A 16,310-nucleotide genomic window follows, 5' to 3' on the forward strand; every position below is an offset into this window, starting at 1 on the left:
CGCCTCATCACCACTTGTACGATACGTTCGCCATGACGCTGCGGCCCGCGCCCAGCGTGCATGCCGTGTTCAGGAAGCAGCCCGCCACGTAGTACTTGTCGGTGAGGTTGCGCACATTGATCGCGGCGCTCAAGCCTCGCAGCGACGGATTGGCGCGGCCGAAGTCGTAGCCCAGCATCGCGTCCACCAAGGTGTACGCCGGGACCTTGAAAGTGTTCTGGGCGTCGCCATAGGTCGTGCCCGTGTAGCGCACCCCCGCCCCCAGCGTCAGGCCGCGCAGCGCGCCCGACTGCAAGGTGTAGTCGGCCCACAGCGATGCCAGGTGCTTGGGCACCCGCACGGGAACCTTGCCCTGGTTGCTCAGCCCGGCGAAGTTGGGGTTGTCCTTGGTGACCTCCACGTCGTTGATGCTGTAGGACGCGATCACGTTCAGCCCGTCCAGCGGGCGCAGCACGCCTTCGAGTTCAATGCCGCGCGAGGTCACCTCGCCTTCCTGCACGCTGAACGACGTGTTCTGCGGATTCGGCGTCAGCACGTTCTGGCGGCGCAGATCGAAGGCGGCCACGGTTACGTAGCTGTCCGATCCCGGCGCCTGGTACTTCACGCCCACTTCGTACTGCCGCGCGGTTTCGGGCTTGAACTGGGCGCCGGTGATGTCGCTGCCGGTCAGCGGGGTGAACGACTCCGCATAGCTCACGTAGGGGAACACCCCCGAGCCAAAGGTGTAGCCGAGCGCGGCGCGGCCCGAGAAGTCCTGCGCCGACGTGTCGGTGCGCGTATCGAGCAGGCGGTTGCGCGTGCGCTGATTGGCCCAGTCATAGCGTCCGCCCAGCGTCGCCACCCAGTTGTCCAGCTTGATCTGGTCCTGCACATAGGCGCCCAGCTGGCGGCTGGTGTCGGCGGTGCTCAGCAGCGAGGTGTAGCGCGACGTATCGATGCGCACGCTGCGGTCCGGCCGGAAGATATTGATGGACGGCGCGTTGCCGGTCTGCGTATCCGCGCTGCGGTCGTTGTACTGGTAGTCCACCCCGAACAGCAGCGTGTGGTCCAGCGGCCCGGTCGTGAACTTGCCCACCAGGCGATTGTCGATGGCGTAGTTGTCGCTGTCGTAGTCGCGCAGCTGATAGTAGCGCGCAATCGTGGTGCCGTTGATCACGCCGCTGTTGCGAAAGAGCTGGTCCTCATAACCCTTGAAGTGCGTGTAGCGGGCATTCTGCTGGAACGTCCAGGTGTCCGAGAACGCATGGCTGAACTCGTAGCCGATGCTGGTCTGCTCGCTCTGTTCGCGGTCAAAGCCCGGCTCATTGACCGAGCGGTGGCGCGGCACGCGGCCATTGGGATTCGAGCCGTCCAGCACCGAGTACGGCAGGTTGCTGGTGAACAGGTTGCGGTTGCGCTGGTAAGACGTCAGCAGCGTGAAGGACGTGCGCGCGGACGGCGCCCAGGTCAGGCTGGGCGCGACGTACAGCCGGTCGTCGGGAATGCCGTCGATGTCGCTGTCGGCATCCCGGCCCAGCGCGACCAGGCGATAGGACAGCGTGCCGGCCTCGTCCAGCACGTCGCCGACGTCCACCGCGCCCTGCACCAGGTCGTGATTGCCGACCGATGCCGTCACTTCGCGGTGCGATTCGAACAGCGGGCGCTTGGACACGAAGTTGATGGTGCCGCCGGGCGAGCCCTGGCCGTACAGCACCGAAGACGGGCCTTTCAGCACCTCGATGCGGTCCATGCCGAAGGGCTCGGGCGAAAAGTACCCGACCTGGTTGTTGCGCAGGCCGTCGGTGTAGGCGTTGGCGTTGATCTGCTGAAACCCGCGCACCATCAGCGTGTTGTCGGTGGGGTTGTTGCCCGCGACGTTGCTGTGCACGCCGGCGGTATAGCTCAGGCCGTCGCTCACGGTCTGCGCGCCCTGGATCGTCATGCGCTCGCGCGTCACCACCGAGATCGACTGCGGCGTCTCCATCAGGGGGGTATCGGTCTTGGTCGCGGTCGACGCGCTGCTCACCAGGTAGGGATTCGCGCCGTCATAGGCGCCCTTGCCGGTGACCGTGACAGTCGGCAGCATCGCGGCCTCCTCGCCCATGGGCCTGCGGCGCAGCGTATAAGAGCCGTCGGGCCGCGCCGCCATTTCCAGCCCGCTGCCCGACAGGAGCCGGCGCGCCGCCTCGGCGACCGTGTGCGATCCGGACAGGCCGGGGGAGCTGCGGCCGTCGGTCAGGGCGGGCTCGAACGCCAGCGCGATGTCCGCCTCCATCGCGAAACGGGCAAGGCTGCTGCCCAGCGGCCCCGCGGGGATATCGAAACTGCGGCGGTCATCGGCGCGGGGCTGCGCCGTAGCAGCGGCCTGGGCCGCGGCCGGGACCGGCATGCCGGACGCCAGGGCGGCCGCCACGCAGGCGGCCACCAGGGTCAATCGGAAACGTGAACGGTCGGAAAAAGCGGGATTTTGCATGGAGCGGAGGTCTCGGACTGAGTAGGTTCTGTTCCCTATGCCAGCCGAGACATCAAAAGGTATCACCGCCCATGCAAATATTTTTACCCGTGCCCTGCTACGTCTTCTGCGCGTCCGGCTCGGCCTCTTCCCGCGCCTCCAGTTCGTTGCCCAGCACCTCGGCCGAATCCCCGCTGTCGGTTTCCGGTTTCAGGCGGCGCCGGGTGTGCCCCGCGGCCCGGGCATTTTCGCCCTCGTCGGGACGCTCGGCCTGCAGGGTCACGTTGGCGGCCGGCGCATAGCCGCGCTTGTCCTGCCCGAAGTACACGACGGTGTGCGGATACGGCAGCTCGATGCCCGCGGCGTCGAAGTGCTTCTTCAGCAGCCGGTTGTAGCCGCGCTGCACGGCCCACTGCATGCCCGGCGTGGTCTTGATGAGGATCCGGATGGTCACGCCCTTGTCGTTGACCGCCGTGACGCCGGCCACCGTCATCTCTTCCAGGATCTCGGGTCCCAGCACCGAATCGGTCATGAGTTCGGCGAAGGCCGCGCGCAGGTGCTCGATCGCGTCATCCACGCTCTCGCGGTGCGCGATGGTGTATTCGCCCAGGTGGTACGAGAAATCGCGCATGTGGTTGGCCACCACGTCCACCGACGAGAACGGCACCAGGTGATAGCCGCCGTCCAGCGTGCGGATGCCCACCGAGCGGATGGTCATCTTCTCGACCGTGCCGAACACGCCCGCAACCTGCACCACGTCGTTCTCGTTCATCCCGTTCTCGAGCTGGATGAAGACGCCGGTGATGATGTCCTGCACCAGCTTCTGCGCGCCGAAGCCGATGGCCAGGCCGACGACGCCGGCGCCGGCGATGAGCGGCCCGACGTCGATGCCGATCTGCGACAGCAGCACCATCACCGTCATCGTCACGATGACGATCAGCGCGGCGTTGCGGAACAGCGCCAGCAGGGTGCGCTCGCGCGCGCTGGGCATGCCCCGCTCTTCGCTCTGGCTCAGGCGGTGCTCGATGATGCTGGCGATCACGGTCCAGGCCAGCATCGCGATCATCAGCACGATGACGATGTTCAGCACCACCTTGATGGCGGCGCCGCCGGCGTCCGACGCCAGCCAGCGCGACAGGTCGAAGGCGCGCCACGCGTCCAGGACCAGCAGCACGATGACGATGCGGATGATCCAGCCCACCAGCTTCAGGGCGGCCGGCACATAGGCGTTGACGCGCGCCTCCAGCAGCGGCAGGCGCCGCCGCAGGTCATCCGACAGGCGGATCGGCTTGGCCAGCACGGCGTTCAGCAGCAGGATCAGCAGGCTGCCCACGCCGATCACCAGCAGCGTCTGCGCCGTGGCGCGCGCCATGAAGGGCAGCGCATTGGTCGGGTCGACCTGGCTGACGACCAGCAGGATGGTGAAGTAGGCGATGCCCAGCACGTGCCACACGCGCGACAGAAAGCGCAGGCGCGACCCCATGAAGGTGGCCGCGCCCGCGGCGCGGCGGTCCAGGCGTTCGCGCACGGACTGGCGGTTCTGCCAGATGACGCGCACGGCGTACACATACACCGCCAGCATGATGATCATGGTGGCCAGCCGGCCCAGCGCGGGAGACAGCGACGCGGCCATCACCGGGCCGACCAGCAGCGTGCCGTAGCCGGCTGCCGCCGCGACGCGCACCAGCCAGGCGTTCCAGTATTTGGCCAGCTCGTCCGACATGGGCAGGAGGCGCAGGTGCGGATGCCGCACCGCGAACACCGTGCGGATCAGCACCTTGACGAGTTCGACCGCCACGAAGGCCTTCAGGAACACGGCCGCCAGCGCATCCAGCGTGCCGCGCCCGGGCGTGGTCCACAGCGCCGCTGCGCCGCCGGCCATGGCGGCCAGCAGCACGACGCCCACGTCGATGGCGACCGCGCCGATGATGGCCCCGGCGCGCCGGTACAGCACGCGCATGGAAGCGGGCGCGCGGCGTTTGGGCGGAGCGCCCGGTGCGGCCGGGGCGTCGGGGCTGGCCGGCAAGTCGGATTCGCAGCCCTGCTCCGCCACCCAGTGGTCGATGCGCGTATAGATGCGCATGGCGATCATGCGCAGCAGGATGAAGGCGATGATGGTGGCCAGGGCGGCCATGGCCAGGGGCATCAGGGCGTTGCCCGCGGCGCCGCTGTCCAGCCGCAGGCTGCGCCCGGAGGCCAGCGTGCGCATGTCGTCCACGCCCTGCCCCATGTCGGCGGCCACGCCGGTCAAAAAGCGCTGCACGCCATCGGCCATGCGTTCCTGCAGGCCGGGCTCGGCGGGCTGCGCCGGCGCCACCGCGGCGCCCGCGGCTGGCCGGGTCCCGCTTCCCTGGGCGCGCAACGCGTCCACCAGGGCCTTGCGCACCTCGGGGTTGTCCAGCATGTTCGCCAGCGCTTCCGGGGTCAGCGCCGGGGCCGCGGGGGCCTCGGCCGCCGGCGCCAGTCCCGGCAGAGACACCGCCGCCATGGCCCGTGCCTGCCAGAAGAACGACAGGCAACTCAGCATCGCCGCCAGCAGCAGGGCCGCCAGCCAGGGCCTCTCGCGCCTGCGCCGCCAGGAGACGGCGGCATGATTGCGGGGCAGGAAGGGAATGGATGCTGTCGTTGCGGGTCGAACCACTAATAAATCTCCTCGACGATCAGGTGAAACCAGGCGGCGCGCACGCCGCCGCTGCCCCCCATGATAAAGCCGACTGCGTCACGCCCTGCCCCGCGGACCCGCCGCGCCCACGCCCAACGCCGCAATCGCCAGGCCCACCGGAACGAACGAGACCCACAGCTCGGTGGCCCATTCGAAGGCCGCCACCAGGCCTCCGGACGCGAATGAACTCATCGCCATCCTGCCGAAAACGATGAAGTCGTTCAGCGATTGCACCCGCGTCTTTTTCTCGGGACGATGGCATTCCAGCACCAGCGCCGAAGCGCCGACGAAGCCGAAATTCCAGCCGATACCCACCGGGGTCAGCGTCAGCCAGAAGTGCGCACCCGCCGAACACCAAAGTGCGCCATAGCTCCCAAATCCTAGACCTCCTCTCCGTAGTCATGGCGCCGTAAATACTGACCATCGCACGCCTCTATCCATCAGGCTTTCAATAGGGTGTTGCACTGACCGTCTGAATCCACAATTGCCAGATGTAGAAACGCTATGCGGCTATGGCCAGCTGCTATTTCTGAGTAAATGCGCCCAGAGCCATATTCGGACGCTCATGCTTGCAAAGCCATGTCAGGTGCTGACGCTAATCGACCAGAATCTGGCTATTCTTGCACGCACGCTCTTCACGCTCGCCCTCCAAACAGGCATCAATATGATGCCTGAAGCCACAACTAGGCTGTTCAATGAAGAAAGCAGGCTCAGAGGGGGGCCTTACTCTCACCGTGCTGGCCATACAGTCCAACACTCGCAACAACGTCATAATCATGCATTAAAATTCGCCACCAAAATTCCACCTACGTGTATGCCTAGTGAACTTTCAGGAAGGCATCCCGAATTTCGGCGACCCATTGGGCTATTCGCCGTGACTTTTACTGCTGGCCTGATTACAAAATGACTATATGCGACCAACGGTGCTACAAGGCGACGCTAGGCCTACCTGGCGACGCGACGCCCGATGCGGTTAGAAAGGCTTACCGAAAACAGGTATCCAAGACTCACCCCGACAAAACATCTCCCGGAGCGTCCGCCCAGGACTCCCAAGAATTTCGGAAGTATCGAGCGGCATATGAGATTCTAAGCAACAAGAGAGAAGCTGGTCCTTCAGAATGCACATGCCATACGTTGAACGCGACTCCTCCCTCACATGACAGTGACGAGCCTGACGAGCAAACCCCAGACAATGACAGATGGCTAGACATACATGTTCGAAAAGACTTGTCTTTGAGTGAACTTTTTGCGGGTTGTATGGCCAATGTAGGCTTTGACGTCTGGGTCGAATGCTACACGTGCAGAGGGAGCGGATTATTTACCTCCCCTTTTTTGAAGGATTGCAGGCGCTGCTACGGAACTGGAAATACTGGCGTGGGGCGCTGGGCCAGAACGTGTAGAGACTGCCAGGGCACCGGCACGACCAATCTCGCTGAATGCTACATGTGCTGGGGACACAAACGACGCCTAGAAACCAAGTACGTAAATGTCCGGATTCCACCTAGAACAGCCCCAGGCACCGTCTTTAAGGTGCCTGGCGCCGGCTACTTAGCAGACGACTCAACGCGAAGCGGAAACCTTCTAGTCATGATCCGGCATGCCTATTGGTGGGACCGCCGCGGTCAATTTCTACACGAGAGCCATGTGGAAATTGACATAATTCTGGATTGTTTGGCCGCGGCACTTGGTGGCCCCACCGATCTGGATATCCTCGGTGTAACAGTAAACGTAAACATTCCTTCCCGAGTTTATCCCGGGCAATGGATCACAGTTCAAGGTGAGGGGCTACGCATGCCCAACGGAGAGGTAGGCGACCTACGGTTGTTCATCAACGAATTCGCTAATAACTCGCCCTTGGACAAGCGAACGCGTGAAGCGCTACAAGCAGTTCTGGCCAAGGAGAGAAAGCGTCAGCCTTAGCTCGGCGGTGGCTTAGACAGCCGCCGCTGTACCGTTTAGAGCATCCCAATCAGCACTGCCTCCGGCTGGCTGCGTCGCAACTAGTGCCTAAAAAATGCATGCAATCGTCGGGCGGCTATAGTTCGACCCACTAAAACAATACAGCATCAAACATCAAAATAAATTCAGCCTGATGTAGACTGAATATTCAAACGGACACTTTCCAAATCGCCTCCCATGTCTACACAGATAATTTCACTTTACACGGAACGCGCACATTTGATTCTCGAGGAATTTGCGAGAAACGATGGAAAAAATCGCGTAGATATAGTGACAGGCCCCAACGGCTCAGGAAAAACTGAGCTACTAGTAAGTCTGGTGAAGTTCTTTACGATGATCAGGGGCGACCGACGCAGTTCCGTCGCAGTAAGATGGAAAATCAATGATAAAGAATTCAAACAAGGCTCTAGAAGTCCTCCGCCCACCCGCCCTTCTAGAGTCATTACCCAGACATTCAGTCCCTTTACACGCTTCCAGTCACCCACGCGGTCAACTACGACTCTGACCGACATTTATGGCGATGGACTGGACCAAAAAAGGCACCATGTCGCCATTGGGCTGCATCAGAAATCCCGAATCTCCGGGGGCTTAATCGCTCGCGACACTTTGGAACAAGCCATCTTCCGACTTAGCGAATCAGTGGATGCTGCCCCTGTCATGTTTGAAGTGATGCGTCATCTGAACTTTGAAGCCCGAGTCAGATTTGCATATACGCCCATGGAAAACTTTCCTAGTCGGTCATCCCAATCGCTAGACGAGCTTGTGAAGTTCTTCACCCACCCTGCGACCGGCGGAGTTTGGTCTAACCAACGGATTAGGGCAGAGCTACGCATCGCGGACCCACTCGCTCTTGCTGAGCTGGTCAGCGAAGCGCTAACACAGATTGAGTGGCCGGACGATAAATCGGTGCTTTGGCAGGATTTCGACTTCAGCTCAGGTAGGCACCAATATGCACGCTTACAATCTCTGACGCTATTACGTCGGCTTAATATACTTCGGCTCAGTTCGTGTCGCATCTTGCCTTTCGATGAGCCGGAAATAGACGTAGCCAACGCGAGTTCTGGGCAGCAGCAAATGCTTTGCTCGATTATAGGACTGGCGACAGCGCTTCGAGATAACTCCCTTGTGCTTATTGACGAACCGGAACTGAGCCTACATCCTCAGTGGCAGCAGTCTTATTTGGATTATCTGCTCGCCGCACTGAAGCCATTCTCAGGGTGTCATGTATTGGTTGCGACTCACTCCCCTCTCATCGTGCAACAAGCTCAGGCTGCGAATATAGGGGTTGCGCGAATAGGAGAAGGCGACACTGAGCATCCACGCGCTTCGGAAATGCCCTCTGTCGAAGCGACCCTCGTCGACGTCTTTGAAACCCCAGTGCCCAACAGCCAGCACCTCGCACATGAACTCCTAATATCCATCGATAAAGCTGAAGATGGGGAAATCCAGAAGGACGAGGCAGTACGAAACCTTATTCGGCTGCGGAAAATATATTCCCATCCGCAGAGTGGCGACGCAGAATCCATTAGCCTGATAAATGACGCCCTAGACCTCATCAACACTTCTGACGACGACGGCGATCAACAGGAGCGCCAAGATGCCTAGAGCTCGCCACAGGGCCAACGTATTGAATCCATTGGTGAAAATCGATTCAAATCAACATACCCACCTACGACGACAGGGAGCGCAAGGGGGACACTATTGGAATATCGACGAACACCACGTCGACCATAGCCTTGTGACGGCGTACCGTTCGGAAGTCAAAGACCACTATTATTATAGGCAAGCGCGACGGTGTTGTTATTGCAGCAAAGAACTTGACAAACACAAACGCAGCTATGACGCCGAGCACATAATCAGCAAAGACTCTTGTCCTCATCTTATGTTCGAAACTAATAACATTGCGGCATCATGCCTACAATGCAATGGGGCAAAATATATTACCAACGTGCTTGCGGGGGAAGCAAAGCCAGATTCGGTACCTATCGACTCTAAAGACTACATCATCGTCCACCCCCATCTTGATGAATGGGAAAACCACTTAGAATTCGACAAGTTCGAACGGGTGGTCGCTAAACCAGGGGACCGAAAAGGCTCCGAAACCATTCGCATATGCAAAATCGAAAAGCTCAACCGACTTCGGCTCTCAGACTACTTCCTCCCCGGAGACAACAAACTTGCAGAAAAGACTATCGAGGGATTTTACAAATCGATTCGGGTATCCACCAAAAAGAAGAAATTTGAATTATTAGAAAAAATATCTAGCACGATAAAAGGCACGCTAACTGAAGACGTGCTTGCGCTGCTCAAAGATGAACTCGATAGGGCCATCGAAGCCGAAGCCGCTGCAAAGCAGCGCAAAGTTAACGTCGCCAATTGATCATGGAAATAGCCTGAGAAAAGCACGTTTCAAGGTCATACAGGACGTGTCGGCCGCATCCCTATTCAGATACGAGTCCAAGGTGAACGCGAAGAATATTTGGAGAGAGTAGTTTTAAGAAATACAGCCGGCCGACATGTGGAGATTGTTCGCACCACCTCTGCTGTGCGCCAGCTGCGAGACGAAGCGGCGCTACATCAGCACTAGGCAGCCCCGAAGGCGGCCGGCCCGCAGCCCGCCTGAATCCATATCTCCAGAAGAAATAAACAACGCGCGAATAATTCGTTGGCCCACGCGGCGCAATTGATTAGAGTCCAACGCCGCGATGCCCGCGCCGCATTCCGCAGGCGCGCCACAACCACGAGTCCGCTTCATGCCTTCCCGATTCCAAGCTGCACGCCGCAACACCCTGCTCGCCCTTGCTCTGGCCGTCGCCGGCATGGGCACAGCCCAGGCCGAACAACGCGTCATCCGCATCGTGGTGCCCTACGGCACCGGCGCGGTCCAGGACACGATCGCCCGCGCGATCGGCGATGAACTGGGCCGCGCGCTGGACGCCTCCATCGTGGTCGAAAACCGCGCCGGCGCCGGCGGCACCGTGGGCACGGCCCAGGTCGCCCGCGCCAAGCCCGACGGCAACACGCTGGTGCTGGCCGCCGCCAGCCACAACATCGCCGGGTATCTGTACAAGAACCTGAGCTACGACCCCTACAAGGATTTCACCGGCGTGGCCTACATCGGCAACACCGGCTACATCATCCTGGCGTCCGCCTCGCTGAACGCCAGGAACACCGCCGAATTCATCCAGGCGGTCAAGGCCAAACCCGGCGCCTACGACTACGCCTCGGCCGGCAACGGCAGCGCCTCGCACCTGGGCATGGCGTCGTTCCTGACCGCCGCCGGCGCGCAGATGCAGCACATCCCCATGAAGTCCACCGGCGACGCCGTGACCGAACTGCTGGCCGGCCGCGTCCAGGCCGTGACCGCCGCCACCATCGGCGTCACCGCGTACCGCAACGACCCGCGCGTGACGTTCCTGGCCTACACCGGCAAGACGCGCTCGCGCTTTGCGCCCGACCTGCCCACCGTCGCCGAAAGCGGCCTGCCCGGCTACGCATTCGATTCCTGGCTGGGCCTGCTGGCGCCGGCCGGCATCTCCGCCGCCGATCGCGACCAGATCAATGCCGCCGTCAACAAGGTGCTGGCCGATCCCAAGGTGCAGGCGCGCCTGGCGTCGCTGGGCGTCGAGGCCGAGGCCAAGTCGGCCGCGCAGTTCCAGGATCTGCTGAAGGCGGATTGGGAGTCCGCCGGCAAGGTGGTGTCGGCTTCGGGCGCGCGCGTCGAATAGCCGTCGGCGATAAAAAAGGCTCCCTAGGGAGCCTGCCTGTGCCGGATGCCGTCCAGCAGCAGTCCGGCGATGAATTCCGCCAGGGCCTGCTGCCTGGCGGCGTCGGGCGCCTGGCGCGTGAAGCGTTCGATGATGCCCATGAGCGCCTGCGCGACCCACTGCGCCGGCACCTCCGGCCGGAACAGGCCCGCCTGCTGGTCGGCGCGGACGTTGTCGGCGATCATCTCCACCAGTTCGTCCTTGAGGGCCTCAGCCGCCTCGACCTGGAAAAAGCCGATGCGGGTCAGGTTGGGATCTTCCTGCAGGATGGCGAGCAGGCCGCCGATGGCCTGGCGGACGCGGGCAGGCAGGTCCGCCCCCTGCTGATTGCCCGGCAGTCGCGCCTGGCCGATGGCCTGCCGCAGGCGCTGGGCAAACATGCCCACCAGTTCATCGTAGGCGGCCTGCTTGCTGGTGAAATATTGGTAGAACACCGGCTGCGTCACTCCGGCCCGCGCGACGATGTCGCTGATCCGCGTGTTCTGGAATCCGCGTTCGGCGAATTCGGCGGCGGCGACCTCCAGAAGCTGCAGCCGAGTGCGTTCCCCCTTGGTCAGGCGCTTGTCTTGCGAGGGGGTCGGAGGCAGTGCCTTGATCATCGCGAGAAAGTACTACCGTTCCCTGCATTTCGCCACTGTTTCCGGGGCCGATCCGCCACCCTTGCGCCAGGGGCCGCGCAACCCGTACCCGATTGAAATCACTTGAAATTCCCGTATCGCTTGAGACAACTTATTGCGTCAGCCGCAGCAGTAAAGTAGGCCTATCGCTTCGGCCCCCGCGATGGGCGGGTTCCGGGCGAACCAGGAGCAAGATCATGAAGCGGTTTACAGTCCGGGTGGCCGTTGCGGCATTGGCGCTGGCGGTTGCCGGCGCGCCGGCGATGGCCGGCGGGCGTGGCGGGTATTGGGGCGGCGGACATGGCGGCGGCTACCACCATCACGGCGGCGGCGGCGGCAGCAGTTCGGACGGATGGTGGATCGGCGGCGCCTTCGCGCTGGCGACGGTCGGCCTGCTGCTGGCGGCCAATTCCGGCCCCTCTTACGTCCAGACCGGCGTGTATTCGTCGGGCGTGGGCTACACCAGCCCGCCGCTGTACGCCGCGCCGGCCTATGCCACGCCCGTCTACCAGGAGCCGGTCTACGCGGCGCCGGTCTACCAGGAACCGGTGTATCCGGCGCCGGTCTACGAAGCGCCGCCGGTCGCCTATTCCGCCCCGGCGCCGCAATACGCGCCCGTGCAATATGAACCGGCGCCCCCCGTCAATACGGCGCAGGCCAGCGCCACCACCGATTGCCGGCGCTGGGCCATGAACCAGAGCGGCTACGACCCGGCCACCATCAACCCCTGGACCACCCAGGTCATGGTCGACACCTACAACCGTTCAGTCGATTCCTGCATGACCAGCCGCGGCTACCGGTCCCACTGACGCAGGCTTTCCGGGTAATCCCGGTTGCCCTCCCGCGCCGGCCTGCACACACTGCATGCCGGCGCGGCGCATTGGGCGCCGCATGCAGCGCCGGCGAGGAGCCGGCCATCCAGGGGAAATCATGTTGAACTTCAAGCGGATCGCGGGGCTGTGCGCCATCGGCGCCGCATGCGCATTGACCGCCGCCGCCCACGCGCAGACCGCTGGTCAGGCGCAGGCCATGACCATCGTCGTGCCCTACGGGGCCGGCGGCATCGTCGACAACACGGCGCGCGCGTTCGCGCAGAAGCTGGCGGTCGAGCTCTCCCGGCCCGTCGTGGTCGAGAACCGGGGCGGCGCGGGCGGCATGATCGGCATGAACACCGTGGCCCGGGCCCACGACGAAAACACGCTGGCGTTCACCGCGGTCAGTCCGGTCACGCTGTCGCCGCACGTGATGAAGACGCTCTACGACCCGCTCAAGGACCTGGCGCCCGTGGCCTCGATCATGTATTCGCCGGTGTATCTGGTGGGAGGCCCGAAGTTCACCGGCAAGACGTTCAAGGACATGCTGGAGCAGGCCAAGGCGGACCCGGGCGGGCTGTCGCTGGCGACGGCGGGCGTGGGGTCGCTGGGGCACCTGATGCTGGAACAGATCAACGGCCAGGCCGGCGTGCGCATCACGCACGTGCCCTACAAGGGCATGGCGCAGATGGTGCCCGACGCGCTGGGCGGCCAGTTCACGCTGATGCTGGTCAACGCGTCCGGACCGGTCAACGCGCTGATCGGCGAGGGCAAGCTCAAGCTGCTGGCTGTGGGATCGCCGGCGCGCCTGCCGGGCATGCCGGATGCGCCCACGCTGGCCGAGCTGGGCTATCCCATGGCCAACATGACGTCGACCTTCGGCTTTTTCGCGCCGGCCGCAACCAGTCCGGATTTCCGTGCGCGCATGAATGCCGTCCTCAACAAGGTGGCCGCCATGCCCGACATCAGCAAGCCGCTGACCGACGCCCTGAACATCATGTCGACCGGCACGGTCGAGCAGTTCACGGCCCAGGTCCAGAAGGAATACGCCGACAACGGCAAGATCGTGAAGCAGGCGAACATCCGCAGCGAATAGCCGCGGGTCTGGGGCGCGGCCGGGCGGATCAGCGCCGCCAGCCGCGCCAGGCGCTCAGCAACCCGGCGATCAGCAGCATGCCGGCCGGCAGCACCCAGACGAATCCCGCATCGGTGTAGACCACACCATCGACGGGATCGTAGTGGCGGCCCAGTTCATTGAAATCCCACTTCAGGTACTGGGCATACCAGGCATAGAAGAAGAAGGCGGAGCCGGCCAGGGCCAGCACCGCGCCCACGCGGGCCGGCAGCCGGCTGCGCCCCATGCGCGCCGCGGCCTTCCAGAACAGCACGGTGCATCCGGCCACGCCCAGCAGCACCAGCCAGTCCCCGATGTCAGCGCCCATCATCCGCCTCCAGCGCGGCCACGCAATCGCCGGCCTCGCCCCATTGTTTTTCGCTGAACACCTGCAGGCCCGCGCCGCGCAGCAGCGCCGCGGTCACGCCCAGTCCGGGCTGGCGGCGGCCGGCGAAATGGCCGTCGTACACATAACCGCTGCCACAGGACGGGCTGCCCTCTTTCAGGACAGCGACGCGGATGCCGCGGGCTTGCGCCGCGGCAAGCGCCTCGCGGGCGCCGCGGACGAACTGCGCGGTGACGTCTTCTCCCGTCACTGCGACGACGCGCCCCTGGCCGGCCAGCACCGTTGCGGCCACCTCGCCCGGCTGGATCTCGGCGGGCGGCCGCGGCGTGGGCATGCCCCCCGCGACTTCCGGACAGACCGCCACGACCCGGCCCTGGGCCAGCCAGCGATCCAGGACGGCGTCGCCATTGGGCACGCTGCGGCCGTCGTAGCGCACGGGGTTGCCCAGCAGGCAGGAACTGACCAGAACGTATTGCATGGCTTGCCGAACAGGAAACGGGGAGCAGGAACGCGTGATTGAAGGCGGGGCGGACGGCGGCCCGAGGGCTCGGGCTCGCGTCCGAAGCCTGCCATCATAGAGCACGCGCCGCGCCGGCCCGCGTTACGCCGCCGGGTGCTCACCGCGCCGGATGCTCGCGCCGGATGCCCGCGCCCGGATGCCCGCGCCCGGTGCCCGCGCCGGTGCCCGCGCCTCGATCCACGCCCGCAGCGCGGGGTCGCGCACCTGCAGCACGTCAAACAGGCCCAGCGCGCGCAACGCGGGCAAGGCTTCCTCGATATCCCTGCGCGCGACGGCCGCCGCCTGATCCGATGCGCCCGGATCGCAGCATACGCGCGCGTTGGCCAGAAACGCGCCCACCGTGCCCTTGCGCACCGCCACGCCATTGAAGGTTCCCTGATCCTTGCCGTCCGGCAAGACATCCTCTGCTTTCATGCTTTGCTCCGGTTGTTGGACTCAAGCGCTACGATAGGCGCATCCTTCCGGCAAATCTGCGTTGTTTTGGCCATTCAATACCGTGATTCAGCCACCGCCATCCCCGCCTGTTTCCCGTCCCCTGCTTGCGCCCGAGCGCGCCGGTTCACGGTCCGGACCCAGGCTGATCGCCGTTTCCCGACATGACGGCGCGCTGCGCCACACGGCCATGCACCGCCACGCGCGCGGGCAGCTGCTGGGCGCGCACCAGGGATTGTTGACCGTTTACGCCGGGGACCGGCAATGGGTCGCGCCTTCGCGGCACGCCGTCTGGATCCCGCCCGGGCATCTCCATGGGCTGCGCTCGCACGGCCCTTACGCGGGCTACAGCGCCTATCTCAGTCCGGCCGCCTGCGCCGGCCTGCCCGGCGCGCCCTGCGCGCTGCAGGCGTCGGCATTGCTGCTGGCCGCCGTCGAACGCGCGGCGAGCTGGCGCGACGACGCGTCCGATCCGGCGCGCCGCCGCATCGTGGAATTGATCCGGGACGAGATCCGCACCCTGCCGCGCGCCGGCGCGGCGCTGGTGCTGCCGCGAGACCCGCGGCTGCAGCGTCTGGCGCTGGCCTTGTCGGACCAGCCGTCGGACACACGCTCGCTGGAGGAATGGGCGGCCGCCATCGGCATGGCGCCGCGCACGCTGGCCCGCCGCTTCCTGGCGGAAACCGGCCTGCCCGTCGGCGCCTGGCGCCAGCAGGCCCGCCTGATGCGCGCGCAGGAATTGCTGGCCGGCGGCGCCGCCGTGACCACGGTGGCGCTGGAGCTGGGTTACGACAACGTCAGCGCCTTCATCGCCATGTTCAAGCGCGAATTGGGCGTGACGCCCGGCCAGTTCGGCGCGGCCGGGGATTGATTCCGCGGCCAGGCGCCTGGCCGCGCCCCGTGGGGCGGGACCCGCTTCAGGACTCCACGGCGGCCGCCGTCGGCTTGCGCGCGGCGGTCTTGCGGGCCGTCTTGCGGGCCGGCTTGGCGGGGGCCTCGGGTGCCACGTCGGCCGCGGGCGCGGCCGAAGGCGCTGCGGCGGACTGCGCGGCAGGCGCCTTGGCGGCGGAGCGCGTTCCCGCTCCCCGCGCGACCCGGCTCGCGCCGGCTTCCTCGGTCTTGGCTGCCGCCGTCTTGCTGGCGGCGCGGCCACGCTTGGCGGCAGGCGCCGCCGTCTCGGGTTCGGGAGCCTGGCGCGGCGCCCCGCCTTCGAAGGGGTCGGTCGCCTTGACGGGGCGTTCGCGCGGGGCCGCGGGAGGCGCCACGAAGGTCCAATCAGCCACATTCACGGTCGGAGGCGGCCCCGCGACGAGGGCCGATTGCGGCGCAGGCCTGGCGGGCCTGGGCATGGGCGGCAACTTGGGAATCGCCGGCGCGGGCGGAACCTCCGCGCGCTCGCCGCCTTCCGCGGGTCTGGAAACTTCAGCGTGGCCGGAGACGTCCGCCCGCACAGGCGCATCCGTTTGCTGGGGCGCGTCAGCAGGCTTCCAGGCTTCGGCCTGCCTGGCTCGCCCGGACGGCTTGGCGCCATCGGCCACCGGTGCGCGATCCGCCGGTGCACCGGCCGCCGGTTCGCCGGCCGTGGAGCCGGCTTCGTCCCGACCCCCGGCATCCGCGCCCTGGCCCGCGCCCCGGCCCGACGTCTTGCGG

At 64.7% G+C, this 16,310-nt stretch carries 13 protein-coding genes and 2 pseudogenes; 7 read left to right on the plus strand and 8 right to left on the minus strand.

The features are described from left to right. Positions 1–7: 7 nt before the first annotated feature. From ABE485_RS18790 to ABE485_RS18800, 3 genes and pseudogenes are all read right to left on the minus strand, one after another. Entirely contained in the window at positions 8–2,452 is a 2,445-nt protein-coding gene (locus tag ABE485_RS18790) for a TonB-dependent siderophore receptor (RefSeq protein WP_346516782.1), read from the minus strand. Positions 2,453–2,549: 97 nt separating this feature from the next. Further along, on the minus strand, positions 2,550–4,958 hold the full coding sequence (locus ABE485_RS18795) for a mechanosensitive ion channel domain-containing protein (protein WP_346516796.1): 2,409 nt from the start codon (positions 4,956–4,958) through the stop codon (positions 2,550–2,552). A gap of 192 nt (positions 4,959–5,150) precedes the next feature. After that, positions 5,151–5,435 (minus strand): annotated as a pseudogene (locus tag ABE485_RS18800) (MFS transporter); the annotation flags it as partial. Positions 5,436–5,996: 561 nt separating this feature from the next. Here ABE485_RS18800 and ABE485_RS31245 point away from each other — a divergent pair. The 4 genes from ABE485_RS31245 (at position 5,997) to ABE485_RS18815 (ending at position 10,780) form a co-directional block, all read left to right on the plus strand. After that, positions 5,997–7,013, plus strand: a complete 1,017-nt coding sequence (locus tag ABE485_RS31245; RefSeq protein WP_430795441.1) for a DnaJ C-terminal domain-containing protein — start codon at positions 5,997–5,999, stop codon at positions 7,011–7,013. Between the two features lie 645 nt (positions 7,014–7,658). Beyond that, positions 7,659–8,657, plus strand: a complete 999-nt coding sequence (locus tag ABE485_RS18805; RefSeq protein WP_346516783.1) for an AAA family ATPase — start codon at positions 7,659–7,661, stop codon at positions 8,655–8,657. Next, positions 8,650–9,432 carry a hypothetical protein gene (locus tag ABE485_RS18810; protein ID WP_346516784.1) on the plus strand — a complete coding sequence of 261 codons (783 nt, stop codon included), beginning with the start codon at positions 8,650–8,652 and terminating at the stop codon, positions 9,430–9,432. The genes ABE485_RS18805 and ABE485_RS18810 overlap by 8 nt, the downstream gene beginning before the upstream one ends. Positions 9,433–9,805: 373 nt before the next feature. Beyond that, a complete protein-coding gene (locus tag ABE485_RS18815; RefSeq protein WP_346516785.1) occupies positions 9,806–10,780 on the plus strand; it encodes a tripartite tricarboxylate transporter substrate-binding protein in 975 nt (324 codons plus the stop codon). Between the two features lie 23 nt (positions 10,781–10,803). Here the strand turns inward: ABE485_RS18815 and ABE485_RS18820 are convergent, their stop codons facing one another. Beyond that, positions 10,804–11,418, minus strand: coding sequence for a TetR/AcrR family transcriptional regulator (locus ABE485_RS18820; protein WP_346516786.1), 615 nt, complete (start codon positions 11,416–11,418; stop codon positions 10,804–10,806). Between the two features lie 215 nt (positions 11,419–11,633). On the opposite strand from ABE485_RS18820, the gene ABE485_RS18825 reads away from it, so the two are divergent. Further along, a complete protein-coding gene (locus ABE485_RS18825) occupies positions 11,634–12,245 on the plus strand; it encodes a hypothetical protein (RefSeq protein ID WP_346516787.1) in 612 nt (203 codons plus the stop codon). Positions 12,246–12,366: 121 nt separating this feature from the next. Next, positions 12,367–13,344 carry a tripartite tricarboxylate transporter substrate binding protein gene (locus ABE485_RS18830; RefSeq protein ID WP_346516788.1) on the plus strand — a complete coding sequence of 326 codons (978 nt, stop codon included), beginning with the start codon at positions 12,367–12,369 and terminating at the stop codon, positions 13,342–13,344. A 28-nt stretch (positions 13,345–13,372) separates the two neighbouring features. Here the strand turns inward: ABE485_RS18830 and ABE485_RS18835 are convergent, their stop codons facing one another. The 3 genes from ABE485_RS18835 to ABE485_RS18845 form a co-directional block, all read right to left on the minus strand. Further along, positions 13,373–13,693, minus strand: a complete 321-nt coding sequence (locus ABE485_RS18835; RefSeq protein WP_346516789.1) for a hypothetical protein — start codon at positions 13,691–13,693, stop codon at positions 13,373–13,375. Then, positions 13,680–14,186 carry a DUF523 domain-containing protein gene (locus tag ABE485_RS18840; protein WP_346516790.1) on the minus strand — a complete coding sequence of 169 codons (507 nt, stop codon included), beginning with the start codon at positions 14,184–14,186 and terminating at the stop codon, positions 13,680–13,682. Before ABE485_RS18840 ends, ABE485_RS18835 begins: the two co-directional genes overlap by 14 nt. A 123-nt stretch (positions 14,187–14,309) precedes the next feature. After that, a complete protein-coding gene (locus tag ABE485_RS18845) occupies positions 14,310–14,642 on the minus strand; it encodes a hypothetical protein (RefSeq protein WP_346516791.1) in 333 nt (110 codons plus the stop codon). Positions 14,643–14,763: 121 nt separating this feature from the next. On the opposite strand from ABE485_RS18845, the gene ABE485_RS18850 reads away from it, so the two are divergent. Further along, on the plus strand, positions 14,764–15,531 hold the full coding sequence (locus tag ABE485_RS18850; protein ID WP_430795442.1) for an AraC family transcriptional regulator: 768 nt from the start codon (positions 14,764–14,766) through the stop codon (positions 15,529–15,531). 46 nt (positions 15,532–15,577) lie between these two features. On the opposite strand, the pseudogene ABE485_RS18855 reads toward ABE485_RS18850, so the two are convergent. Continuing rightward, positions 15,578–16,310, minus strand: a pseudogene (locus ABE485_RS18855) (NYN domain-containing protein); the annotation flags it as partial.

Origin of the sequence: Achromobacter spanius (assembly GCF_039673305.1) — a bacterium.
Taxonomy (GTDB): Bacteria; Pseudomonadota; Gammaproteobacteria; order Burkholderiales; family Burkholderiaceae_B; genus Achromobacter; species Achromobacter spanius_F.